This window comes from Alteromonas sp. I10 (assembly GCF_003201515.1).
GTDB lineage: Bacteria > Pseudomonadota > Gammaproteobacteria > Enterobacterales > Alteromonadaceae > Alteromonas > Alteromonas macleodii.
Genome location: NZ_QJJN01000002.1, coordinates 574,977 through 599,501 on the forward strand (window position 1 = coordinate 574,977; position 24,525 = coordinate 599,501).

Below are 24,525 nucleotides of genomic sequence, written 5' to 3' on the forward strand. Positions count from 1 at the left end.
ATAGCTAAAACTTTAGTATATAAATGTTAAATAAGGCACTGCAAAAGAGTAAAAACTCTTCACAGGATGTTTACAATGTTGTTCCTTTGTTATAAATTCTTAATCGATTAAGTTTGAATTGTGTTGCCGCCTCCCTACGTTGAAGGGGCAGAGGCTACCTTGGATTTAACAAATTCAACACATTGCCGGAGAAAAAATGAACAAAAATCATACACTCAACGCTTTGACCCTAGCGATTTGCGCCGCTTTTTCGGGCTCGGTTATCGCGCAGGAATCATCAACAGCTGATGCTGACGCAAAGTCGAAAGAAAAATTCGAACAGATTGTGGTTACCGCTGCACCGAGTGGTGCAACGATGCAAGAAGCTAGTGTTTCTGTAAGTGCATTCGACGAAGACGATATTCTTAAACTAGCTCCTCGTTCTACCGCTGAGGTATTTCGCGCGTTACCCGGTATTCGTGCCGAGTCTTCAGGCGGAGGCGGTAACGCAAATATTACTATTCGCGGTATTCCACTTGCGACGGGTGGTTCTAAATTCTTGCAAATCCATGAAGACGGTTTACCTGTTTTAGAATATGGTGATATTAACTTTGGCAATGCCGATAACTTTTTACGCTACGACTGGTCAGTAGCGAATGTGGAAGCAGTGCGCGGTGGTTCAGCGTCAACATTCGCCAGTAACTCGCCAGGCGGTGTTATTAACTTGATCAGTAACACGGGCGAAGTAGGTGGCGGTGCCGTTGGAACGTCATTTGGCGTTGATTACGAAGAATTTCGTTTAGACTTTCGCTATGGCGGTGAAATTAGCGACGACCTTTACTACCACATTGCTGGCTTTGCCCGTGGTGGAGAGGGCCCGCGAGAAACGGGATACAATGGCGACCAAGGCGGTCAGGTTAAGTTCAATATCACTAAGATGCTAGATAACGGTCACATCCGTTTCTTCTATAAAAACCTTGATGACAAAGTATCAACATACCTTCCTTCTCCGGTATTGGTGAAAGGCGATGGTGAATATGGCCCGGTACCTGGTTACGATGCCAGCTCACAGGCATTAAACTCAGCTTACAACACAAATATTTCTACTTTTGACAGCTATGGTAACCCAGAGAATCGCGACGTTCGCGATGGCATCGAGTCAAAAGTAAACTCATTTGGCGTTGAAGTTGACCTCGAAGTAGCCGAAAACTTGTTCTTATTAAACAAGTTCCGTATTTCAGATATCTCAGGTGGTTTTATTGCTCCATTTACTGATGGATTTCCAGCGGGCCCTGGCGATGTATCGAATTTCGCTTCTGCACTTTGTGCCGGCGCTACTGACGGTGACGGAAATGCGCTGAATTGCGACAGCACAAGTGTTGTACTCGCGAACGGACCTGGCGCTGGTGAAGTGTACACAGGACAAGCATTTACAAACCTTCAGTTCGACACTCGAATCAACGATCTGGGTAACATGATCAACGATTTCAGCTTGCGTAAAGAATTTGATAACGGTATCGACCTCACAGTAGGTTATTACTACTCAAACCAGGACATCGCCACAAGCTGGTCAAGCTGGCAGACATTTATACAAACTCTAGACGGTGACAATTCACAGCTTCTAACAATTACAGATGGCGATGGCGTGGAACTTGTTTCAAACGGTTTATTGTCACCAAGCTTCCTTTCGTGGGAGTGGGACTTAAACTATGTAACAAAAGCGCCGTACATGAACGTTGGTTTTGAATTGTCAGATAACATTCTTATTGATGCATCGGTACGTCATGACACGACCGAAGCTTCAGGTGAACTTATCAGCTCATGCTGCGGCGGAAATGCTGACTTCGACCTAAACGGTAACGGAACTATTGAGCAAATTGAAGATGCTTCAGCAATCAACAGCGGCTTCATTAGCGGTGGTGTTATCAACTTAAATCGCGCCGGTGCGTCTTCTCAACTTGTTGATTACAGTGCGAATAATACGTCTTATTCAATCGGTGGTTCGTACCTGCTAAGCGCCAGTCAGACATTTTTTGCCCGTTACTCAAAAGGTGGCCGTGCTATTGCCGATCGTTTACTGCAGATTGGCGGTACATTGAATACAGACGGCAGCTTAACAAGCACAACATCGGGTTACGATACAACGAAGCAATTCGAGGTAGGTTACAAGTACGGTACGAAAGACCTCATGGTTAACGCAACCTTGTTTGATACTGTTACTGAAGATACGCAAGCAGAGGTAACCAGTGGTTTAACCTTTATGCGCGAATATGAAGCAACAGGTTTAGAGCTTGAAGGCCGCTGGACAGCAACTGATAATTTCGTGCTATCCGGTAACTTAACGTGGACAGACGCTGAAATCAGTAAAGACGTAAACAACCCTGCACTTGAAGGAAATACTCCACGCCGCCAAGCAGATTGGATTTGGACTATTACCCCTGAGTACGTTACAGATACATGGTCTGTTGGTGCCTCACTACAAGGCTCGACAGAGTACTACGTTCAGGACAATAACGACCTTAAACAGGAAGGTTATAACCTTGTAAACTTGTTTGCCACTTATTGGGTGAACGACCAATTTTCTGTGTCGCTTAATGTGAATAACGCCACTGATGAATTTATCATCACTGAGTCAGAAGAAGGTTCAGCAGAGGTTGGTAGCTACATCAGAGCACGTCCATTGAACGGCCGTACTACAGTGCTGTCGCTTAAATATATGTTCGACTAACGAGCAAATATCTAGTGCGAAGGTACTAGTTATTGTTCAATTAACGCCCGCAATTGATGCGGGCGTTTTTTATTTATTCATTCTCCGCGGCTTTGAGTAATTGAAGCTGCTTGGCGATTGCTGCAGAAAGTTGGTCAATTAAATGGCTATGTTTCTTATGAATAACGTGTACCAATTCGTGTTCCACTAGAGGTATATACTCAATTCCAGCTTGTTCGAAAATGGCTTCTTCAGAATAGTCACTCGGTAAAATAGCGTAGTCAAATCGCCCGTTGAGCAGTAAATTTATGACGTGGTGAAAGTCATCAAATTCAAAGATGTTGGCATTTAACTCGCCAGGTTTGGCGTGCATATTGAAGAAAAATCGGGTAGTAACGGCTATTGCCTTATCTGGTTGTTGAATTATGCTTTTATTGCACTCAGCTCCTCGTATACACAATAGAAATGATGCGCCATGAGACAGTGCTGGAGGAACAATTACAATGTTATTGTCAGGCTGAGACACTACGTCATAGCGAATAATATCTGCATCTGTCATTCCTTCATTCAACAGCCGTAAGCCTCTTTCCCCACCCACTTTTTCGAATGTAACCTCAATGCCGATATCTTGGTACGCACGTGCTATTAGGGGTTTATAGAAGCTACTTACTCGAGGATGAGTTAGTTCTCCAATGACGAAGTTAGTATCATCGTGCTGGGCACTGGCGTTTGAATTGAATAGCAGCGACGAGATAAAGAGAATAAAAAATGTTGAAACGGTTTGAATGCCAATAAAGCGCATCGTTTTCACTTTACAAATCCTTGTTTAAGAAAACCACGATAAGCTAAGGGTAGAGTACGAACGAAACAATAGAAAGGTAATTTAACGGGCAAATAAAAAGCCCCATCTCAAGGATGGGGCTTTGTTAATCAAGTTACTGCAATTATGACAGTTTACGCAGCGTTTTGACCGCCATCAATCGCTTTAAGCGTTTGAGACGCTGGAACAAGTTCCATATCGAACGTGTATTCGTCTACACGAACTGCTAGCTTGCGTTTTTCGTTGTAGTCGTGAAGCTTAGCAGCTTCATCAGCCGTTACTACGCCTTTTTCTTGAAGCTTGTTAAGTGCATGTTCAAAAGAAATGAACGGCACTACAGGCTCTTTGCGAAGTGCTTTTTGCACTTTGCCAAGAAGGTGCGCTACCGCGTGCTTCGCTTTGAACGCTTGCTCGTTGATGTCGTTGCCATCTCCAGGCGTAACGCGAACAAGGTGAGTAAGCTGCTCTTTCACGCTGTTATCTTGCATAGACGCGATAGAAAGCTCACGCACTAGGTCATCGCTGATACCCGCAACACTGTTGGTGTAGGTATTTGTAAGAAGACGCATTAGACCACGTGTCGCCGTGTTCGGGAAATTGTTGATAAAGTTAACAATTGCCTGATCAGCTTGTTGTAAAGACCACTGCATTGCGTATTCGAAATACGGTAGCGCAAGTTTTCTGTCTTCAATGCGCTGCTCGTAGAAACGAATTGCCGCCATTGCACCGTATAGGTAGCTCATTACGTCACCTAGACGTGCTGATAAAAGCTCAGCTTTCTTAAGGTCACCGCCTAGTACTGCAAGTGACAAGTCAGCAAGTGGAGCTAGCTTTGCAGAGATGCTGTTAACACGCTTCTCGTACTTGCGAACTTCTGGTAGTGCAGACTCGCTCTCGCGTAGGAAAGGAAGGTAGCCTTTACCTAGGCTGCGGAATGCATTTTTAACGCTGAAGCCAACTGTTTTACGAAGTACTTTGTTGAACTCTGCATCCGCAGAACTTTCGTTGCTGTGGATTAGGTCAACCATGTCTTTCAAGTACGGGTGACAACGCATTGCACCTTGGCCAAAGATCATCAGGTTACGGGTAAGAATGTTTGCACCTTCTACCGTAATAGCAATAGGAAGCGCAGCATAGCCGCCCGCTAACGTATTCTGAGGACCGCGTTGAATCGCTTTACCTGCCTGGATGTCCATAGCAGAGTTCATCACATCACGACCTAGTTCAGTCATGTGATACTTAGCAATAGCGGTTACTACTGATGGCTTCACGCCTAAGCCTAGACCTTCAGTTGTAAGAACACGCATCGCTTCAAGTAAGAACGTCTTACCCGCGATGTCTGCCATTTTCTCTTGAATACCTTCAAAGCGACCAATTGGAAGACCAAACTGCTCACGTACGAATGAATACTCAACCGTGCCTTTAAATGCTGATTGTGCAGTTGCTACGCCCATTGCTGGAAGTGAAATACCACGACCTGCACCTAGACAGCTAACTAGCATCTGCCAACCACGACCAATGTTCTTTTGACCACCAATGATGAAGTCCATAGGAATGAACACATCTTGACCACGAGTAGTACCGTTGTAGAAACGTACGCCCATTGGGTCGTGACGGTTACCAAGTTCAACACCTGGGTGAGACTTAGGTAGAAGGGCACAGGTAATGCCAAGCTCTAGTTTGTCGCCAAGTAGTTGGTCAGGATCGAATACTTTAAACGCAAGACCTAGTACGGTCGCAATTGGTGCAAGTGTAATGTAGCGCTTGTCCCAGCTTACACGTAAACCAAGCACTTCTTCACCGTTGAATTCGCCTTTAGTCACGATCGCCGCGTCAGGAATAGCACCTGCGTCAGAACCTGCTTCAGGGCTGGTAAGCGCGAAGCACGGAATATCGCGACCGTCTGCTAGACGAGGTAGCCAGTAATCTTGCTGCTCGGTCGTACCGTAGTGCATAAGAAGCTCGCCTGGACCTAATGAGTTAGGAACCATTACGGTTACTGCAATTGCACCGCTTTTCGCTGCGATAGTGGCAACGATTGTAGAGTTTGCATACGGGCTGAACTCAAGACCACCAAATTTCTTTGGAATGATCATAGAGAAGAAGCGGTTCTTACCTAGGAAGTCTAAAACATCCTGAGGAATGTGCTTGCCGTTGCCTAATTCAAAATCATCGATCATGTTCAGCAACTCGGTTACTGGACCGTCCATGAATGCTTGTTCTTCTGCGCTCAGTTTTGCCTGAGGGATATCGCGTAGCGCCTGCATGTCAGGCTTACCCTGATAAATAGAAGATTCAATCCACACGTCGCCTGCATCTAAGGCTTCTTGCTCTGTGATTGAAATTGGGGGTAATACTTTCTTTAAGCTAGTTCTGATACTCATAATAACTCATCCGCTCATCTGACCAGTTGTATTTCTTTATACTACAACAAATTCACAAAAGATCAAAAAAATTCGCTACATCAAGCCCTGCACAACATGTTTCGTAATTATTATCAATAGGTTATGCTTGATTTAAAGAGGCTTATTTATAGTGAAATATACGTACGTGAGAATTTTATGGATAATTAAATTTTTGTGTGGGTTATGTTAATCACTGTTTTGAATGTAAAATTTCCTTATACCAGACTAAGGACGTTGTGATGCCCCATAAATATAACCGCCTGCCTTTCGCTATCCGGTCGCCTATTATTTCGCTTGCTCTCGTTTTCATTGTCACTGTGGTCGCAATGATTGGGGCTCAGAATTTGTATTTTAGAGGCGATTATAAAGTGTTCTTCGAACCAGATAATCCTCAGCGGCTCGCCTTTGAAGAAATGCAGAACATATTCAATAAAAGTGAAAACGTAGCGTTTATGATTGTGCCGGAGGACGGCGAAGTACTTAAGCCTGCTACGCTTGAGCTTGTCGTCGAACTTACCGAACAAGCGTGGCAGTTGCCCCTTTCTACAAGAGTCGAGTCTATATCTAATTTTCAACATACCTATGACGAAGATGGGGACTTGGTGGTAGAGGATTTAATAACCCAGCAATCTTTGAGTGCAGAGGCTATTAATGATATCAGTGATGTCCTTACCAATAGCCCTGAGCTCTACGGTCGTTTAATTTCTAGATCAGCTGATGTGACGGTGGTTGATACGACTATTCAGCTGCCAGACGGAGATCAAACACAGCAAGTTATCGAAATTGCCGCTGCGGCAAAAGAAATGAAAAGCATGTATGAAGCCAAGTACCCAGGGCACAACATATATCTAACCGGTATGGTCGTAATGAACGACGCATTTGCTGTTGCAGCTCAACAGGACGCGGAAACACTTATCCCACTTATGTTTTTGCTGATTTTTGTTGCCATCGCTCTCATTGTCCGCTCGTTATGGGCCGCAGCATTTACCATTGTTGTTGTTTTAGTGTCAGTCGCTATTACCATCGGGATTACCGGCTGGTTCGGTGTTTATTTGAGTACCGCCACTGTTAACGCACCTACAATGATCACTACCCTTGCTGTGGCAGACTGCATACATATTATTGTCGGCGTAAAGTATTATCTAAGCCAAGGGCTAGGAACAAAAGAAGCGATACAGAAGAGTATAGATGTAAATAGAAAGCCAATATTTATAACCAGTATCACGACTGCAATCGGATTCATTATGCTCAACTTTTCAGCAGTGCCAGTGCTTGCTCATTTGGGCAATATGACTGCACTTGGTGTGATGTTAGCTTGCGTTTTCTCACTTACGATACTGCCTTCTTTGCTGACCTTACGCCCCCTTAAGCCTTCTACAGCAATTCGCAACACTTTGTTTAAGCATTGGGCGCTAGTAGTTAATACGCATCATCGCAAGTTACTTCCTTTATCGCTTATCGTAATTGCTGGAATTAGTTTATTTGCGACAAACAATGTTTTAAATGATGTGGCAGTTAAATATTTCGATGAACGCAGTACCTTTAGGCAGGCGGTGCAAGTCAACGAAGAAAAGCTCGGTGGAATGTCTAACATCGATTTCGTTATCTATACGGATACCCCATACGGCATTACAGAACCCACTTTTTTGCAGGAGATTGAATCGTTCGCAGAGTGGCTTAGGGCGAGGGAAGAGGTTAATCATGTCCTCTCATTTACTGATACACTTAAACGATTGAACAAAAACATGAATGGGGATAACCCTGATTACGCTGTTATTCCTACAGACGGAGAGTTGGCCTCTCAATATTTGCTGTTGTATGAGATGTCTTTACCGTTTGGGTTAGACCTTGGAAATCAAATTGATATTGATAAGTCTGCTCTTCGGGTCATTGCGGTAATAGATAATCTAGGTAGTCGAGATATCACGGCCTTAGAAAAAGAGGCTAAAGCATACTTTTTAAGCCAGACAAACGGGTATCGTATCGAAGCGGCTAGTCCACCTCTCATGTTTGCGCACATTGGCGAGCGCAATATGAAAAATATGGTTTGGGGGAGTGTATTTGCGCTGGTTCTAATATCAATACTCATACTATTCGCCCTTAAGTCGATAAAACTGGGCGGTATTAGTTTAATTACTAATTTATTACCTGCTGCAATAGGTTTCGGTGTTTGGGGGCTAATCTCGGGTGAAATAAATATGGCCTTGTCTGTTGTAATCAGTATGACGATGGGCATTATTGTCGACGATACAGTTCACTTCTTAACGAAATATCAAGTGGCGAAATCACAAGAATTATCTGCGGCAGACAGTGTTGTTTATGCGTTTGAAACCGTAGGTATGGCATTAACAACTACTACAGTTGTACTAGCTATGGGGTTTGCAGTACTAGCGTCTTCAAGTTTCGTTTTAAATGCCCATATGGGTATGTTGACGATTATCATTATATTGGCGGCGCTATTGGTTGATTTTATTTTCTTGCCAGCTTTACTTGCATGGTTGGGAGATTCAAAGACGGTCCATAAGGAGTCTTAATATGAAGAGATTATCGAAAAAGTTTTTTTTACTAATCGTATTTATCGCGGTGCATTTTAGCGTAGCTGCAGAGATTCAGGGGGACGAAAAGGCTATTGCCATAGCAAAAGAGCGTAAAGCAAGAGACATTGGCTGGGGTACAAACGAAGCTAAGGTTCTTATGGTGCTGAAAAATGCACAGGGGAATGAAGCAACTCGAGAGCTCAAAGTTAAGACATTGGAAGTAGTGGACGATGGTGACAAAGCATTAACTATCTTTGAATCGCCTCGTGATGTGAAAGGTACTGCTTTTCTCAGCTTTTCACATGCGTTGGAGGCAGATGAACAATGGATCTTTTTGCCAGCGTTGAAGAGAGTTAAAAGAATTTCATCTAAAAGTAAAAGCGGCCCCTTTGTCGGGAGTGAATTTGCGTTTGAAGATATGACCTCGTTTGAGGTAGAGAAATTTTCTTATGTGTTTTTAGGTGAAGAAAAAGTAAATGGAGAGGAGTGTTATGTTCTAAAGCAAACTCCTCAATATGAGTTTTCTGGTTATTCGTACCAAAAAGTGTGGATAGATAAATCACATTATCGCGTACAAAAAATAGAATTTTATGACCAAAAAGAAGCGTTGTTGAAAACGCTTGAATTATCTGATTACAGGCTTTTTAAAGATAAGTATTGGCGACCAATGAAAAGCTTTATGCGCAACGTACAGACTAGGAAGTCAACGTATCTGTTAACTGAAGAGATGTCCTTTGATACAGAACTAACAGACAGTGACTTTGATAAAAACAGTTTAAAGAGAGTTAGATGATTAGAAAAATTCTCGGCCTCGCACTCTCGGTAAGTTTAACCCCCTCAATCAATGCGGTAGAAGTGACAGGTTCAGCCGGCGTTGATTTGCGTTATTACTTACAAGATGCGTTATATCCGCAGCAAGAGCGCACATATAGCTCATTATTTGTCTCTCCTGAGCTCTATAGTGAGTTCAACGAAGGGCAAGATACGCTTATTTTCAAACCATTTTATCGTGTTGATGAGCACGATTCTGAGCGAACTCATGGCGACATCCGAGAGTTACAATGGGCACACTATCAAGATGACTGGGAAACTAAAGTTGGTATAGGGAAGGTTTTTTGGGGCCAGACAGAGTCACTTCACCTTGTTGATATTATTAACCAGACTGATGCGGTTGAATCGGTTGATGGGGAAGACAAACTAGGCCAGCCAATGGTTAGTTTTTCCTATTTTTCCAACTACGGCAATTTCTCTGCTTTTGTTCTTCCGTATTTTAGAGAACGCACGTTCCAAAGCAGTGAAGGGCGTATACGTCCACCTTTGGCAATTTCTGATGCGATTTATGAATCATCCAATGAAGAAAGCAACGTTGACTATGCCTTGCGTTGGCAGTCATCTATTGGTGATTGGGAAGTGGGATTGTCATATTTTACAGGAACGACAAGAGAGCCTGAGTTGGTAACCACTCAATCTTCTGATGGAACAGTGTCTATAAATCCTTTTTACGCCCAAATTGATCAAGTGGGCTTGGATCTTTTAAAGGTGAGCGGCGCATGGTTACTTAAACTTGAGAGTATTTATCGTAAAGGGCAGTCTGAGGACTTTGCAGCCGTCGTTGCTGGATTCGAATATACCCAAGAGGGCGTCCTTGGCAGTCGTTATGGTTTAGGTTATTTGGCTGAGTATCAGTATGACCAGCGAGATGATAACTTTTTCGCTATTGGCCAAAACGACTTAATGTTAGGATTGCGAATTATTGCCAATGATATCGCTGGGTCGGAAATATTGTTGGGTTTTGTAAAAGACTTGGATGAAAAATCCACCTATTCCGCATATCTTGAGGCAAGCAGTCGATTGTCTGCCAACTGGCGCTGGAAAGTGGACGGGTATTTCTTTTCATCGAATGACGAAGAAGATCCATTTTTCTTCTTAAGACGTGATGACCACGTCCAATTTTCATTAGAGTACTATTTTTGAGGTTAGGGATTAAATGAAGCGGTTTGTATGGATAGTTGGTGTTGTATTCTTAGGGTTTTCTCAGGCCTATGCTGCACCAAAAAACTATGGATTAGTCACAATAGCCTACAATGATTTTGACACGTCTGGCGTTAACGACAAAGAATTTGCTTATAGTGCAGCTTTTGGAAAACAAATACATAAGCAGTGGTATGCAGAGTTAGGTTATTTGAACCTTTTCGATTTTTCGAATGATTACGGCGAAGCCACAGGAGACGCACTATATTTATCTTTACTCGGTAAAGCTAGCGGGGCTACTGGCGAGTTATTTTATAAAGTCGGGGTTGCTAAGGTGGATGTCGATATTGCAATGCAGTGTGGAGATGGAGACGCCTCAATCGTATGTAGTCAACAAAACAGTCTGGCAGCTGGAATTGTAGGTTTAGGCTATGATTATTATGTAGGTCTTAGATCAATGGTACGCATTGAATATACCCATATGTCGGGTGAAGATAGTTTTTCGACAAATATGTTTAATATCGGCTTTAGGTATAACTTCAACTGACCTCTATTAGGTTTGAATCCAAAAATCGTTTGATTGTGTAAAAATAGATAAATTCTCAACAATGGATTTACAATGAAAAACGAATTAGACAGCAAGTTCTTACTTCAGGTTTTCGACAAGATCCGCCAGCATGGCGCGAAAGAAGATGAACAGTATAAACTTAATGGGATCACTGCGTTTACAGATCACGATGGCTATACGCTTTACATTGAAGACGTTAATGTGAAGCTGCAGTTCGGCTTTCACAATCAATACCATTTTGACTATGACTCAAAAGAGCAATATGAATCGTTTGAGAAAAAGTTGAAGCAAATCGATAAAGAATATTAGTGACCTGATTTCAGTTTGTATTGATAACAAGCAATATGTTTCTTAAGCAGAGAAAGCAAGTATAGGCTCTCTCTGCTTAAGCGCTTCTATTAATCGCAAGAGCAATGTGGGCTGTCTGTCTCAATTAGCCCCACCAAAAACCTTCTGCTACAATGCCGCCCACTTCGTTTCAAAGGATACAGACATTGGCGGCGGCAATTAAAGCTCCTAAATTTAAACTAGCATTTTTAGGCCCTAAGTTTTGGCCTGTATGGTTAGGTGTTTTCGTTCTTTATATAATTACCTGGTTGCCTTTACCCGTGATACGCGCTATCGGTGGCGGTACCGGTAAACTTATCGCATTAATTGTTCCTAAACGGGCAAAAGTCGCAAAGCGTAACTTGACGCTCTGGAACCCTACACTTTCCGCCAGTGAAGTAGAGGCGCTTTACAAAGAAAATGTGCGGCGTACAGGCATGGCACTATTTGAAACTGCTATGGGATGGTGGTGGCCTAGCTGGCGCGTAAAACGAGCTATTGAGATTGAAGGCACTGAGCATGTTGAAGCGGCCCTTGCAAATGGCAAAGGTGTCTTTGGTATGGCACTCCACAATATGAATCTGGAATTTGCCTGTAGAGGTATTGGCTTCTTCCGTCCAAGCATCGCGTTTTATCGCAAACACAACAACCCTCTCGTTGATTACCTTCAGTATCATGGGCGAAACCGCTCGAACAAATACATGATTGATAAGCGCAACGCAAAAGCCTTACTTGCTGCACTTGACGATAAAGAACTTTGTTTGTATTTGCCCGACCAGGATTATGGCCCGAAACAAAGTATCTTTGTGCCATTTGGTGGGGTGAAAGATACTGCGACAACTACAGCAACGCTGATGTTTATTCGACGTAGTCACTCTGAGCCAATGATCATCACGTCGCAATACACCAAACGCGGTTACAAAATTAAAATCTATCCACCGCTTTCTCAGTTAGGCGATATGGAAGACGCTGAAGCACTAACATTACTGAATCAACATGTAGACGCTGCGGTTAAAGAACAGCCAGAAAGCTATTTGTGGATGCACAAGCGATTTAAAACCAGACCGGAAGGTAACCCTGAATCGCTGTATAAATCACTATAGCTGTGTATGAATAAACACCTAGCGATGAAAATTAGATAAATAGAATAATAGGCTTTCCGTTCGAAGGTAGACTAAAATAGAAGAATTATGCTTAAGTTCATACACATAGCATAAGCTGATTTTCGATTAAAAGTGGCTACACATTGGTAAGGTATGGGACAGACAAGTTATTCAAGTTCATCGTTTTGGGCAAAGCAAATTGGCATAGCAGCAGTGCTTGTTATCATTGCTGGCGTACTCATTTACATGCTTCAAACACAGGACCAAGAGCCTGTTCCTCAAGGGCAAGCGGAAGAAAAGTCTGTATCACGTGGGTTAAGTGAGTTCTATCGAGACTTTCGTATGTCTGCTACTGACCCAGCAGAAGATGAGCAGGGAGATTTTGTACTGGATATTGCGGGCGTCGATCCTAATTTAGACAACAAGCTTGCACAAATGTCTAGCCAAACACGTCCGGTTGAAAAGAATTGGACCGGCGAACATAAATACCGCACGTTCCAGGAAGGGAACACACTGCGCGAAGCTATTTCGCAATACGCTCAAGCTGAAGGCATGCAGGTGATATGGAACCTAGAGCAAGACTTTGTTATTAAGCACCAGTTTCAATTGGACAACACGGTTGCAGGATCGCTTGCTAAAATTGCCAGTGCCATAGACAGTAGTTTTGAAGGGCAAGTAAAAGCATATTTATGTGCAGAGCAACGCTCGCTGGTGGTGACTGCCCAAGAAACAGAATTTCTCACCACCAACTGTCGTTTGGTTAGAGGTTAGGCTTCATCGCCTAGCCGCTACACGTTCCAAATAGTGTATTCCAGTGAATGGTTACTTGCTCTCGTATGGCATCTAGTTCTTCGCTCTGATCTGCGTACTTGGTATCTGCTAACGTTAAATGGTGGTATTGCTCTCGCAGCTTTAAATACGCCTTTTGCAGTTTGTGCGCAGTGGCGACATCAATAATGTTGGTCTTGGCTGCGGCGTCAAAAATGCGAAGATTGTCAGGATATTCTGTCATGGCAGCCTGTGACTTTGCATTAGCGAGCACAAGATATTGAGCCATGAACTCGATGTCGGTAATACCACCTACACACTGCTTTAAGTCTACCTTGTCGTTGGCCTTTGAAAGCAAGTGCTCCCGCATTTTTAAACGCATTTTGCACACATCGTCAGCCAACGTTTTAGCGTTTCTAGAGCGAGTTAGTATGGAATTTCTTACCTGCGTGAAGTCATTCAAAAGGCGTGGGTCTCCGCAAATGGCTCTTGCACGAACCAGCGCTTGATGTTCCCAAGTCCATGCTTCTTCGGTCTGGTATTTCTCGAAACCATCGATATGGCAACATAACAATCCCGCATTGCCAGAAGGGCGTAGACGCAAGTCGGTTTCGTATAATTGTCCAAACAACGTCTTCGTATTGAGAAGATGCATGATGCGCTGCGCCAACTTAATGTAAAACTGTTGTGCTTCAATAGACTTCTTACCGTCTGTACTTATGCCGCGAGGGGCATTGTGCAAAAACACTAAATCTAAGTCTGAGCCGTAACCTAATTCATACCCGCCTAGTTTTCCATAGCCGATCACGGCAAATCCTTTGTCAGTTCCCTCTAGGTGTGCTGGAACGCCATAGCGCTGTTGCATTTGCATCCAGGCAGCATCTACTACGTTCTCCAATATCACTTCAGCTAGCACCGTAAGCTTATCGCTCACGTTGTTTATAGGTAGTGATTCACTGATGTCGCTGGCGGCTATGCGAAGCTGTTGGCAAAGTTTGAACTGCCTCCATCCATCCATAAGCATTTCAACATCGTCTTGTTCAATACGAAGCATGATTTCACGCAGTTCCAGCTGATATTCCTGCTTACTGGTATGGATATCGGTATTTTGCTGACCGAGGTATAACGGCGTGAGTAATTCGTCTAATAGTAATGGGAAGCGCTTGATTTCTTGAGCAATCCAGTCGCTTCGTTCACATAGCCTTACTAACTGTTTTAACACATCCGGATTTTCAAGTAGTAAGTCAAGGTAAGTGGTTCGGCCTGTAATCGCTTCTATAACACCAAGTAAACGGTCGAGTACCTGAGGGATGTAGTTTGGATGTTGGTTGATGAGCACATACAAGATTTCGGGAAGCAATTTATTTAACGTGTCTTCACCTTTTTGGCCTATGCGATAATTGCGTTGCTTCTCCTTGAAGGCAACAAGAATAGAATATATGCCTTTAATATCGCTAGCAGACAGGTATTCACCAAAGGTTTCAGTAAACTCATCCTCTTGCAATGAAAGACGCCACGCATCTTGGCAGGCAGTGAAAAGCTGGTCTTCTTCTGAGTGCGTATCATGAGACTCTTCTACTAACTCGTTGAAATGGGCATGAATACGCGCCATTACAGTATCTAAATGCACTAAAAATTCACTGTAAGAATCAAAACCCATGACTTCAATAAGCGCAGCTTGTTGCCAAAGTAACTCAGGAAGAGTTTGAGTCTGGCGATCTTGTTCTTGTTGAAGCGTGTGCTCTACTTTTCTTAGGAATAAATAGTCGCTTTTTAGCTGTTGCGTTACATCGCGTTCGACTATATCGAGTTCAGTTAATGCGTCTAACGTGCGAAGTAATGACTTACTTTGTAATGCTGGCTCTCGTCCTCCGTGAATCAACTGAAAACTTTGGGCAAAAAACTCCACTTCACGAATGCCACCTGCGCCGAGTTTTATATTGTTACTCAGTCTGCGTCTGCGTATTTCTGTAGCGATCAGCTTTTTCATGTTACGGAGGGCATCTAAGGTGGTGAAGTCTAAGTAACGACGGAAGGTAAACGGGTGCAAAATGCTCTTTAACCATTTCACATCTTGCGAATTATCATCGTTAATCACCCGCGCTTTTACCATTGCAAAGCGCTCCCAGTGTCGACCTTGGTCTTGATAATAATCTTCAAGTGCTGCGAAATGCATCACAAGGGGGCCAGAATCGCCGAAGGGGCGTAAACGCATGTCGACGCGGTAGACTTGACCGTCATTAGTCACTTTATTCAATGCTTGGATTAGTTTTTGCGCGAGTTTGGTAAAAAACTGCTGATGCTCTACGCTTTTTCGACCACCTTGGGTTTCGCCTTTTTCCGGGTACGTAAAAATTAAATCGATATCAGAAGAAAAGTTGAGTTCCTTTCCTCCTAATTTCCCCATACCCAAGATATACATGTGCATGTCTTGGTTATGGCTTTGCGGTTTTCCATAGCGCGCAGCTAAATGTTGATAAAGCCAGTGGTACGCACCGTTAATAAGCACATCGGCTAATGCTGAAACCTGCATAAGTGATATTTCGATGGGTTGCTTGTTCAAAACGTCGAGGAAAGTAATCCGCGCCATCTCTTTATTTCTAAATTTCCTCAACACTTGCAGTAAGTCATCTTCGCTAGCGACGGTGTGCAATTCATTTTCTAGGTTTGCGAGATAGTCAGATGACATGGTATTGCCAAGAGATTTAAACGCTTCACTTTTCTCAGGTGGTTGATAAGGCTCAACGATGCGAGAAACAAATGAAGGGTTTTGAATCAATGTCTCAGCCAAGAAAGAGGAACGCGTGAAGGAGAGCATTAGTGTCTCACAATGAGCCTCAATTACGGCTTTGTCACTTTCGCTAATTGCTGGCGCTGTTAACAACTGCTGCCAAAATTTTTCGGCAAGTTCTACGTTTGTCATGCTATTTTCGTTGTCTGTTGGCATAATGCTCGCGTCTTATGAGATATCGCTCGTGTTTTACGGTTGAATACTCACAATTGCCATTGCAAGTACTCAAAACAAGGTCTGCTAAGTGCGCTAACGTGCAGCTCTGCATTCAATGTGGTTAAGTGCCTGCTAACCCAGGGTGTGATCTACAGGTCATTTAGCCCTAACTAAAATAAATCTGAACAAGTTCGATGTCATCGTTGTACAAGTTTGTATTAGATGAACGCTATTCAATTAGCCATCACTGATTTTTCGAAACTACATCAAAAACTAATCAGAAGAACTTTGTGTGTTCAAGGAGCAAAGATAACGTGGAAGCCTTAGTAAAACTAGTACCTCTAACGCAAGAACTGCTGATATATCTCGCTATGGATGTCGCAATTGCGTTAGTACTGCTAATGATTATGAAGTGGCTGACAGGCGCATTTAGGAAATACTCGGTAACAGAAGAACTGGGTGTTAAAGATAATTTCGCATTTGGGATAAGCATTGCGGGAGGCATGCTGTCGTTGTGCATAGTATTGAGCTCGGTTGTTGGCCGTCATATTGGCGTGGGTTATAAAGAAGCGGCGATTGGAATGGTAACTTTCGGCATTGTGGGCATTATATTGGTGAAGTTCGGACGCTTCGCTCACGATAAATTAGTACTTAATAAAGTTGATACGCATGCGATGATTGCCGAAAGGAGTGTGAGTGTGGCGCTGGTTGATGCGGCTAGTTTGGTGGCAAGCGCAATTGTTTTACGCAATATTATGGTGTGGGTTGATGGCAGCGACATGAACGCAATCATTGCTATTGTGACCGGCTTTACCGTGGTTCTGACCATGTTGCTTGTTATGACGCGTATTTTAGAGTTTAGATATGCTAGAGATAATCAAAACGACTCATTTCAAGGGGCGCTAGAGAAGGGGCAGTTAGCACTCGCTATCGAGCACACTGGTAATTTACTTGGAACTGCTATGATTGTGTCGGCAGCGAAGAATTTACTCATTTATAACCCATCAGGCTACGTGAGCAATATAACAGGTTGGCTGATTGTTAGTGTTGGCTTAGCAATCGCACTACATATTTTGGTACTAGCGAGCAAAAAAATTATTTTATTTGGCATGAATTTCCGGCAGGAAGTCGACCAACAGCATAACGTTGGTGTAGCTGCACTTGGGTTTACCCTTAGCATAGGAAACGCCATGATCATTAACGGTGTCTTAGGCGGGTAGGGGAATACTCTTTTCTGGATAACGAACCTAACGCAACCCAATGTCTTAATCTTCAAATTGGGTTTTCATACACATTAGCTCGTTGAGTTGCCCTTTACGAATAATCCCGTTTTTTTGAGGGCGGCTCATTCTCTTTACCTCATATTCAAGCTTTGATGCATGTGACTTGTCAGTCATTTCGAATATGGCTTTAAAGGTCAGTGGTGCCTTACCTTTTAAGGCCTTGGCGCCCCCTTTTAACTCTCCTCGGTGTTGCGCTATGCGGCGCTTGGGGTTAGTGGTAATTCCTGTGTAGAGTTGGCCAAGCTTATTTTCAACTAAGTAGAGATACCACGTAGCTTTCGTACTTCCCTGGTGGGTATTGCCTGCGTTGGCTGGTATACTTCGTGCCAATGTAATTCAATGTATAGAAATTTCTCGTAGCTTTATATTAGCAGAATTAACTAGTGCTTGTTGACCTTTGCTGTACAACATAGATCAACCAGCCCATAAGACTCGGCGTGAATATATTGCTTCGATAATCGCGCGATGTTGGTTACCATATATACGAGAATAAGCGCGCTGTTTCGAATTCACGTGTTCGCACTCATGTTTTCGAACGCACATTTTTAATGGAAAAACGGTAAATTGCATGTACGAAAGTTATTATGGACTTAACTCGAAACCGTTTCAGTTAACCCCAGATCCAGAATTTTTCTTCGCAAGTAAATGGCACAAACGAGCCATGTCTTATCTACAGTATGGACTTTCTCAAGCTGAGGGGTTCATTGTTATTACCGGCGGAATTGGAACCGGGAAAACCACCGTAGCAAACAGCTTGCTTGAAGAAATTGAAGACGACATTGCGGCAGCTCAAATTGTTACGCCAAAGCTGTCGCCAGATGAACTGGTAAAAATGGTCGCGTCTAAATTTGATATCCCTACGGAAGGGCGTTCAAAAGCCGATATATTAAAAGCACTTGAAATCTTCTTGTACGATCTAAATAAAGCAGGTCGACGTGCGTTGTTACTTGTGGATGAAGCACAAAACCTACCGCTTGAGACTATCGAAGAGTTGAGAATGCTAAGTAACTTTCAGCTAAACGGTAAGCCGCTAATTCAAAGTTTCTTACTGGGGCAGGAAGAGCTTCAACCCATTCTACGAGCGCCAAATATGGAGCAATTTAGACAGCGAATTGTGGCGTCTTGCCATCTTGCTCCGCTTTCGTTGGAAGAGTGCAAAGAATATATTGAGTACCGTTTGCACCATGCAGGGTGGAACGGTTCACAGTTATTTAGTGATGAGGCATTTGAAAGAATTCACATGTTCTCTCGCGGTATCCCACGAAAAATTAATACGCTAATGGACAGAGTAATGCTCTATGGCTTCTTAGAAGAGTTAGATAACTTCGATGCTGTTGCAGTTAATGAGGTGATTGAAGAAGTTAAAGCCGAAATGTTTGAACCGGAAAAAACTGGCGCAGAAGTGACAGAGCACATGGGCTTTGCTGACCACCCTGAAAGCCAAACCATCATGACGCCTAAAGGCAACGTTATTCGTGACTCTAAATACTATTTAGATATGCTAGCTGAGTTAGTCGACGCCTTAGATGATGCTATTTCACAGAAAGTGAAAATGACCCAGTACGTGGATAAACTGATGAAGAAGAAGTTTAAGACGTATGTGCGGCTTAAGAGTGATGATAAGAAAGAACAGTAAATTCGTTAGTACTTTCGCAAATATTAATTGGAACGAAAAGAGTTCTGCTGTCTACTTGAGTTGTGGTTATTAGGGCTGTAATAGAGCGTTATCAAAAAACGTCGTTCTTGATAATTCTCAAATTGGCTCAACGAGTCTAGGTCTCGGTATTGGCTTTGAATGCCTATCGTAAAATTTCTTTTGATCCTGAAACTCATTCCTACCGTTCCAACATAAGTTTCCGAATCACTTCTTGATAAGCTATCGAATTCTGTTTTTATGTAAGATACGCTAGCACTCAAAGAAGTTCTTACACCAAGACGAGCAGTTAATGACGTTGAAAAGGAGTGTTGTAGTGAGTCTGGGGTGTCATCGAAATACAATGACTGGAGTCGTCTCCCCTGAAGAGAAACTGTCAATCGATTAAATTGGTAACCGGTATTAACAACCCAGTTCTTTCTCACCCGCTCACTGTCATTAATATCATCTTGGAATGTTGATAAATCTGTAAATTGCTCACCAGGTTGTAATTCATAACTTAAAGAGTCGGGAACAAAACAATCATCAATTGTTAAATAGTTGTCTGGACAAACGAATACGCCCTCACCATTAGAGTCAAAAATTGATGAGTTGGAGGTAACTTCTTCTGAATATGTAGCTGTAGCTCTCAGCTTTCTGCTCGCGTAAATGAATGAAAATGATTCAGTGTCGCCATAAAAGGCTTGGTCTTTACTTCCAGAGAAGCTTGTCCTTGGGCTGAGTTGGACTCTAAAGTCTATTGAGTAAAAGCCACTATTATCATTCTCAGAAAACGTGCTCTGTTCGCTCACGCTATTGTATGCAATCCTTAGTAAATTATTTTGATTTTGATACAGAACTCCAGCATTGTAAGTTCTATAGGTATCGATACTATCTACTCCATTTAAATCCTGTTTTGATTCGTTAAACCCCGCGACTAAAAAAAATCGGTCAGTAATAGCAAAATTAGTATTTGCAAATGAGTTACGCCTCATTGTGTCAAAACCGCTGTTTCGCTGAATTTCTCTGTAATTTGTTCCTAGGCTCCATCGAAAAAATGAGAACCTACTACCACTATCCAAGCTGAGACTCGAACGATAGCTTTTTGTGTCGAAAGCAGTTTCACTTGTACTACTTCTCTCACTTTCAAACAATGATGCCGATAAATTTGATGATAACGTTACCCAGGAATTGCCAAGATTAGTGATTCGGAGGCCCCCTGTATTATTTCTTGTTTTCGTTAAGTCGTCTGGGTTTGTGACTAAGTCATTAATTAATAAATTGCTAGAGTTTATGGAGTTGTATTGCTGAGAACCGTTGGTGTATAAAAAAATACTCTGGTCGTACAGTTCGTATTGAACGTTGTAACTACTCGTCAAATAACTTTCAAATGAGTCATCGGAGGTATCTCTATAGATATTCCTATTATTTACCGTCACCGAAGCGGAAACGTTACTACTTTGATAGGTTACTAATGCTCTTGGAGTTATTTCACCTGCAAAAAAGTTATCACGGCTATCAGTTACCCTTTCTACGTAATTTAATGTAGCTGAAACTGAAGGAGTGAATTCAAATTCGGCAGCATTTGTATTCATTGAAGCTACCGAAGTTATTACGCTAAGCTGAACTAAAGAAATGCCAAATCCTTTTCTTTCCATTTTGTTAGCTTCCATTGCTTCCATAGTAGTAGCCGTAATAGCCAGGTCCATTGTCTTGTCTCAGTGATTTATTAACGACAAATCCAATTGCCATTTCAGGATTCAAGTGAGATACAGAATTCTTTATATCATGAATCTTACTGCGGCCTTCCTCGCAAACAACAATAGCCTGACCTGCCAAGTTTGCAAGGACTGAAGTTTCGTTAATTCCTAACAGTGGCGGTGTATCTATAATAACGATACGATCTTTGTAACGTGTTGAAAATTCGTCAACTGTAGCCCGCATAACTTCGCTTGCAAGAAGTTCATTAGATAAATGGTGAGATTTACCAGCAGCGATAAGCTTAAGCTTAGGTATGTTTGTAGAGAGCATTACATCCGAAATGTTTTGCTTCTCCCCTAGAAGATATTCAATCAGTCCCTCTCTGTTTCGAGAGCCGAGCGTTTTCATAACGTTGGGCCTCAATACGTCAGCATCAACAAGTAAAACTGTTTTATCTTGTTCTGATGCAATACTGAGAGCCAAGTTTACGGCAGTAAAAGTTTTTCCTTCACCTGGCTTAGAGCTTGTCACCATTACAACGTTGCTGCGGTCAAGTGTTTTTGATAAAGGCCCAAATGCATTTGAAAGAATTTTGCGTTTTATTGCTCGATATTCTTCATTTATTAATCTTCGCTCAGCGCTATTATCCACCATTCCTTTTGCACTTAGTGAATCTAGGTCTAGTCGAATTTCATCATTTGCACTGACAGAATTTACATCAGAGTAGTCATTTGTACTTTCCGGTTTTTCATCTGAAATCTTAGCCTGAGCAGAAACACCAACCGACTGAGTCTCTTGACCAAAGGCTTCACTTTCAGGTTCCTCTGATTGATTCTCAATAGCCTTTGTTTTTTTGTTTTTCGCCAATGCTTTTTCAATAGTACTCATCACATAAAACGCTCATATAAGTTTATATTCATCATTGACAATAGAACTAGGGCACCATATGTCGCAAGCAATATTGAAGATAAAGCAAGAAATATCAACAAATGTTTTCTTTGTTTTTTGCGAACACTTGCAATTTCCAGGTCGGCTACAGTTCCATAGATTGGAAGTGATACCAGCGCAGACAACTGCTCGGCCCTCGTCAAGACCGGAGAAAATTGTGAAACAATAAATGCGAGACCTAAACCGCCAGCGAAGCCAATAACCAAAGTTACGGTGTAAAGCAATACCCTGTTTGGGCCTGAAGGTTGCCTAGGTAAAATTGGCGGAGATATAACACGGAACTTTAGATCATCGTCTGAAATGTCAGCTTTTTTCCCTAATTCGGCAGAATCTTGTCTTTGCAACAATTGTTCGTACTTACTTTTAATAATACCGTAATCTCTGTTTAGCGCCTTCTGCTCTAGTTCTAGTTGTGGTACGAAATCAATTTTCGCTTGCAGTTCAGCTATTTGGGATTCGAAATCACTTTCTCGTACTTGCAACAATGCTAGCTGACTTTCTAATTGCCCAATATCTATTGACAATGGGTTATCGGCGCTCATCGAAGAAGCATTTTCGATACTAGCAATATAGCTCTCTACTTCTTTTTCTCTCAGAGCTATTAATCTGTCGAGCAAATTATTAGTTTCGATAACATCAGGGTGTTCGTCAGTAAAGCGAAGCTTCAATTCATCTAGCTTATTTTCCAGAGCTTCAATCCTCGAGTCGAAACGAGTTGGAATCAGTGCACCTTCGTTAGAACCTGCGCTTTGCATCAGCTTTACATTTTTTCTTAAAGAAGTGATTTGTTCCTTGATTTCAACCATTGTGCGTCTAGTGGTTGCTAGATTACTTTCGGCAGTTTTAAGCCTGGAGTAATAAGAGCCTGTCTCAGGTAATATGTCAGAATACTTTCGCTTAAAGTCTGCAACACGCATTTCTGCTTCAGTTAACCTTTGCTCATACTCATCAATTTGCTGCTGTAAAAATTGATACGCTGAGTCTGATTGAACACGATTTTTACCTAGACTTCCTTCTATGAGGAGGTTTAATGTCTCTTGGACAACATTTCTTGCAATATTAGGATCTTGGTTATTATATGAAATATTATATATATTACTTCTACCACCAGAACTGATCCTGATGTCGCCTTCAAGCTCTCTAATCAACTGGTCGAAAGCACCAGGACCGATTGCTTTCAAGTCAAGGTCCGTCTCGCGCGCGATTCTTTCTAGGTTTTCCCTGCTTTTTAGCGTCTTGGCTATTAGGCTAACTTCTTGCGCTTCATTTGGGTTGATTACTAAGCCCCGTAGTAATGGAGCTAACATTGATCGAGTATCAACATGTACTCTTGCAGAGCTTGAGTATGTGTCTGGTAGCGAAAGTACATACAAGAAGCCGAGGGGGCAAATTAGCCAACTAACGAAGAGTATATACCTTTTCTTGATCCATATGCCTTTAAGGTAATCAAGTACCTGGGCGTATAACTGCTGTAAGTCGAACATCTACTTCCCTTTGTTCTAGAACCAAGCTTCAGGTACTATCAATATATCTCCAGGGAGCATATCCACGTTTTTACTAATATCTCCATCTCGTATTAAATCATCAATAAACACTCTGTACACTTTTTGCTCCCCGTTCTCTATCCGTATCAATTGGGTGTTGTTTCCATCCGCAAACTCAGTGATTCCGCCAACAGAAATCATTAAGTCTAAAAGTGTCATGTTCTCTTTGTAGTTGACCGCTCTAGGGTTAGTGGCTTCACCAATAACCCTTACTTGTTCGCTAAACGGCCCAACGTAACCTCCAATCGTAACCGATACTCGAGGATTATTGATATAAACACTAAGTTGCGCCTCTAACTCCCTTGCAAGTTGAGTTGGAGTTCTACCAGTGACCTCTATATCTTCGATTAATTTAGTAGTAATCATTCCGTCAGGCCTAACACTAAACGAACCCGACAATTCAGGGTTTCGCCATACAAAAATATTTACAGAATCGCCTGGACCTATAAGGTACTTGTAATCATTAATATCTGTTGTGTAGGATGGGTGTAACGTTGCATTGGGAAGCACGTTATTGGATGAGCAACTCCACAGACAAAGTAATATGGAAATTACGCAAGTTAATCTAAAGCTTAACATCTGTACCTTCATTTCGAGCGATCCTTGTTAAATCCTTTTTGAAAGCGAAAGTTTACTCATAGGTTATGAACTCATTGTTAACTGAATTAAGAGATTAGGCAAGCCTTTAAGGCTCTTAGTTTGGGAATATTCTTTTGAAAAATATTCAAATGTAGATTCCGGTTCTATTCAAAGTTTATGTATATTGATTTAAGATGCTAATCATAAAGCTGCGTATGCGTTAGTAACGCCAGGGAACGAACTTAATGGCAACAAACAATAAAAAGCAAAATAAACGCTCGAATTTGCTTGTAATCTGTGATTTTACACTAGTGAGTTACATTACATACCTCATGTATGTGATGCTTGATAATTACTATTTCGACGGTTCAGTGAATACGCTAAAGGTTTTAACCACTACCTTTTTGTTTACTTTTTTAATCGTAATATCGTCTCTCTCTGTAGGTCTTTACGAAAGTAAATTAAGAGAGACCTTCAGAGGGATAATTAGACGAATTTTTGTTAGTGTTGGCATCGCTTACTTTTGCATTGAAATAGTCAGTGCAACTATTGGAACGTCTTTGAAAATTCATCCGTATTTTCTCCCTGCTTCTGCGGCAGTCTCTATCATTATGTCCACTTCCCCTAAACTGAGACAGACTTAATTGGAGTTTTCTGCAATGATTAATGCAGGAGACGACTATGAAAAAATCACGCTACACAGAA

The 24,525-nt window shown here is 42.2% G+C and carries 18 protein-coding genes; 10 read left to right on the forward strand and 8 right to left on the reverse strand.

The features are described 5' to 3' along the window. Positions 1–196 precede the first annotated feature (196 nt). Positions 197–2,707, forward strand: a complete 2,511-nt coding sequence (locus BZA03_RS06845; protein ID WP_110288332.1) for a TonB-dependent receptor — start codon at positions 197–199, stop codon at positions 2,705–2,707. Between the two features lie 73 nt (positions 2,708–2,780). Here BZA03_RS06845 and BZA03_RS06850 read toward each other — a convergent pair whose 3' ends face one another. Together BZA03_RS06850 and BZA03_RS06855 are read right to left on the reverse strand one after the other, a co-directional pair. Next, positions 2,781–3,488, reverse strand: coding sequence for a hypothetical protein (locus tag BZA03_RS06850; RefSeq protein WP_258364603.1), 708 nt, complete (start codon positions 3,486–3,488; stop codon positions 2,781–2,783). A gap of 152 nt (positions 3,489–3,640) precedes the next feature. Further along, positions 3,641–5,890, reverse strand: a complete 2,250-nt coding sequence (locus BZA03_RS06855; RefSeq protein ID WP_014950257.1) for an acyl-CoA dehydrogenase — start codon at positions 5,888–5,890, stop codon at positions 3,641–3,643. Between the two features lie 260 nt (positions 5,891–6,150). Here BZA03_RS06855 and BZA03_RS06860 point away from each other — a divergent pair, with 260 nt between their 5' ends. From BZA03_RS06860 to BZA03_RS06890, 7 genes are all read left to right on the forward strand, one after another. After that, positions 6,151–8,445: an RND family transporter gene (locus BZA03_RS06860; protein ID WP_110288334.1), complete on the forward strand. Its 2,295-nt coding sequence runs from the start codon at positions 6,151–6,153 to the stop codon at positions 8,443–8,445. Between the two features lies 1 nt (position 8,446). Beyond that, a complete protein-coding gene (locus tag BZA03_RS06865) occupies positions 8,447–9,241 on the forward strand; it encodes an outer membrane lipoprotein-sorting protein (protein WP_110288335.1) in 795 nt (264 codons plus the stop codon). After that, positions 9,238–10,422 (forward strand): hypothetical protein, encoded by a 1,185-nt coding sequence (locus tag BZA03_RS06870; RefSeq protein WP_110288336.1) that lies wholly within the window; start codon positions 9,238–9,240, stop codon positions 10,420–10,422. Before BZA03_RS06865 ends, BZA03_RS06870 begins: the two co-directional genes overlap by 4 nt. 13 nt (positions 10,423–10,435) lie before the next feature. Next, positions 10,436–10,966, forward strand: a complete 531-nt coding sequence (locus BZA03_RS06875; RefSeq protein ID WP_110288337.1) for a hypothetical protein — start codon at positions 10,436–10,438, stop codon at positions 10,964–10,966. A 72-nt stretch (positions 10,967–11,038) separates the two neighbouring features. Next, a complete protein-coding gene (locus BZA03_RS06880) occupies positions 11,039–11,296 on the forward strand; it encodes a DUF3081 domain-containing protein (protein WP_014950255.1) in 258 nt (85 codons plus the stop codon). 185 nt (positions 11,297–11,481) lie between these two features. After that, positions 11,482–12,417, forward strand: coding sequence for an LpxL/LpxP family Kdo(2)-lipid IV(A) lauroyl/palmitoleoyl acyltransferase (gene lpxL / locus BZA03_RS06885; RefSeq protein ID WP_075177004.1), 936 nt, complete (start codon positions 11,482–11,484; stop codon positions 12,415–12,417). Between the two features lie 153 nt (positions 12,418–12,570). Beyond that, positions 12,571–13,188, forward strand: a complete 618-nt coding sequence (locus BZA03_RS06890) for a TcpQ domain-containing protein (protein ID WP_049587172.1) — start codon at positions 12,571–12,573, stop codon at positions 13,186–13,188. A 10-nt stretch (positions 13,189–13,198) separates the two neighbouring features. Here the strand turns inward: BZA03_RS06890 and glnE are convergent, their stop codons facing one another. Next, complete coding sequence (glnE, locus tag BZA03_RS06895; protein WP_110288338.1) at positions 13,199–16,132, reverse strand: bifunctional [glutamate--ammonia ligase]-adenylyl-L-tyrosine phosphorylase/[glutamate--ammonia-ligase] adenylyltransferase; 2,934 nt, start codon at positions 16,130–16,132, stop codon at positions 13,199–13,201. A gap of 314 nt (positions 16,133–16,446) precedes the next feature. Between glnE and BZA03_RS06900 the strand changes: the two genes are divergently transcribed. Further along, positions 16,447–17,352 carry a DUF350 domain-containing protein gene (locus BZA03_RS06900; protein ID WP_014950251.1) on the forward strand — a complete coding sequence of 302 codons (906 nt, stop codon included), beginning with the start codon at positions 16,447–16,449 and terminating at the stop codon, positions 17,350–17,352. A gap of 45 nt (positions 17,353–17,397) precedes the next feature. Here the strand turns inward: BZA03_RS06900 and BZA03_RS06905 are convergent, their stop codons facing one another. Further along, positions 17,398–17,745 carry a GIY-YIG nuclease family protein gene (locus tag BZA03_RS06905; RefSeq protein WP_110288339.1) on the reverse strand — a complete coding sequence of 116 codons (348 nt, stop codon included), beginning with the start codon at positions 17,743–17,745 and terminating at the stop codon, positions 17,398–17,400. 238 nt (positions 17,746–17,983) lie between these two features. On the opposite strand from BZA03_RS06905, the gene BZA03_RS06910 reads away from it, so the two are divergent. Continuing rightward, positions 17,984–19,051 carry an XrtA/PEP-CTERM system-associated ATPase gene (locus BZA03_RS06910; RefSeq protein WP_110288340.1) on the forward strand — a complete coding sequence of 356 codons (1,068 nt, stop codon included), beginning with the start codon at positions 17,984–17,986 and terminating at the stop codon, positions 19,049–19,051. A 23-nt stretch (positions 19,052–19,074) separates the two neighbouring features. On the opposite strand, the gene BZA03_RS06915 is transcribed toward BZA03_RS06910, so the two are convergent. From BZA03_RS06915 to BZA03_RS06930, 4 genes are read right to left on the reverse strand one after another with little or no spacing between them, the layout of a single operon-like run. Then, positions 19,075–20,730 carry a hypothetical protein gene (locus BZA03_RS06915; protein ID WP_146212360.1) on the reverse strand — a complete coding sequence of 552 codons (1,656 nt, stop codon included), beginning with the start codon at positions 20,728–20,730 and terminating at the stop codon, positions 19,075–19,077. Then, positions 20,711–21,637, reverse strand: coding sequence for an XrtA-associated tyrosine autokinase (locus tag BZA03_RS06920; protein WP_110288342.1), 927 nt, complete (start codon positions 21,635–21,637; stop codon positions 20,711–20,713). Before BZA03_RS06920 ends, BZA03_RS06915 begins: the two co-directional genes overlap by 20 nt. Then, positions 21,637–23,181: an XrtA system polysaccharide chain length determinant gene (locus tag BZA03_RS06925; protein WP_110288343.1), complete on the reverse strand. Its 1,545-nt coding sequence runs from the start codon at positions 23,179–23,181 to the stop codon at positions 21,637–21,639. Before BZA03_RS06925 ends, BZA03_RS06920 begins: the two co-directional genes overlap by 1 nt. A gap of 15 nt (positions 23,182–23,196) precedes the next feature. After that, positions 23,197–23,820, reverse strand: a complete 624-nt coding sequence (locus tag BZA03_RS06930) for an XrtA/PEP-CTERM system exopolysaccharide export protein (protein ID WP_110288361.1) — start codon at positions 23,818–23,820, stop codon at positions 23,197–23,199. Positions 23,821–24,525 lie beyond the last annotated feature (705 nt).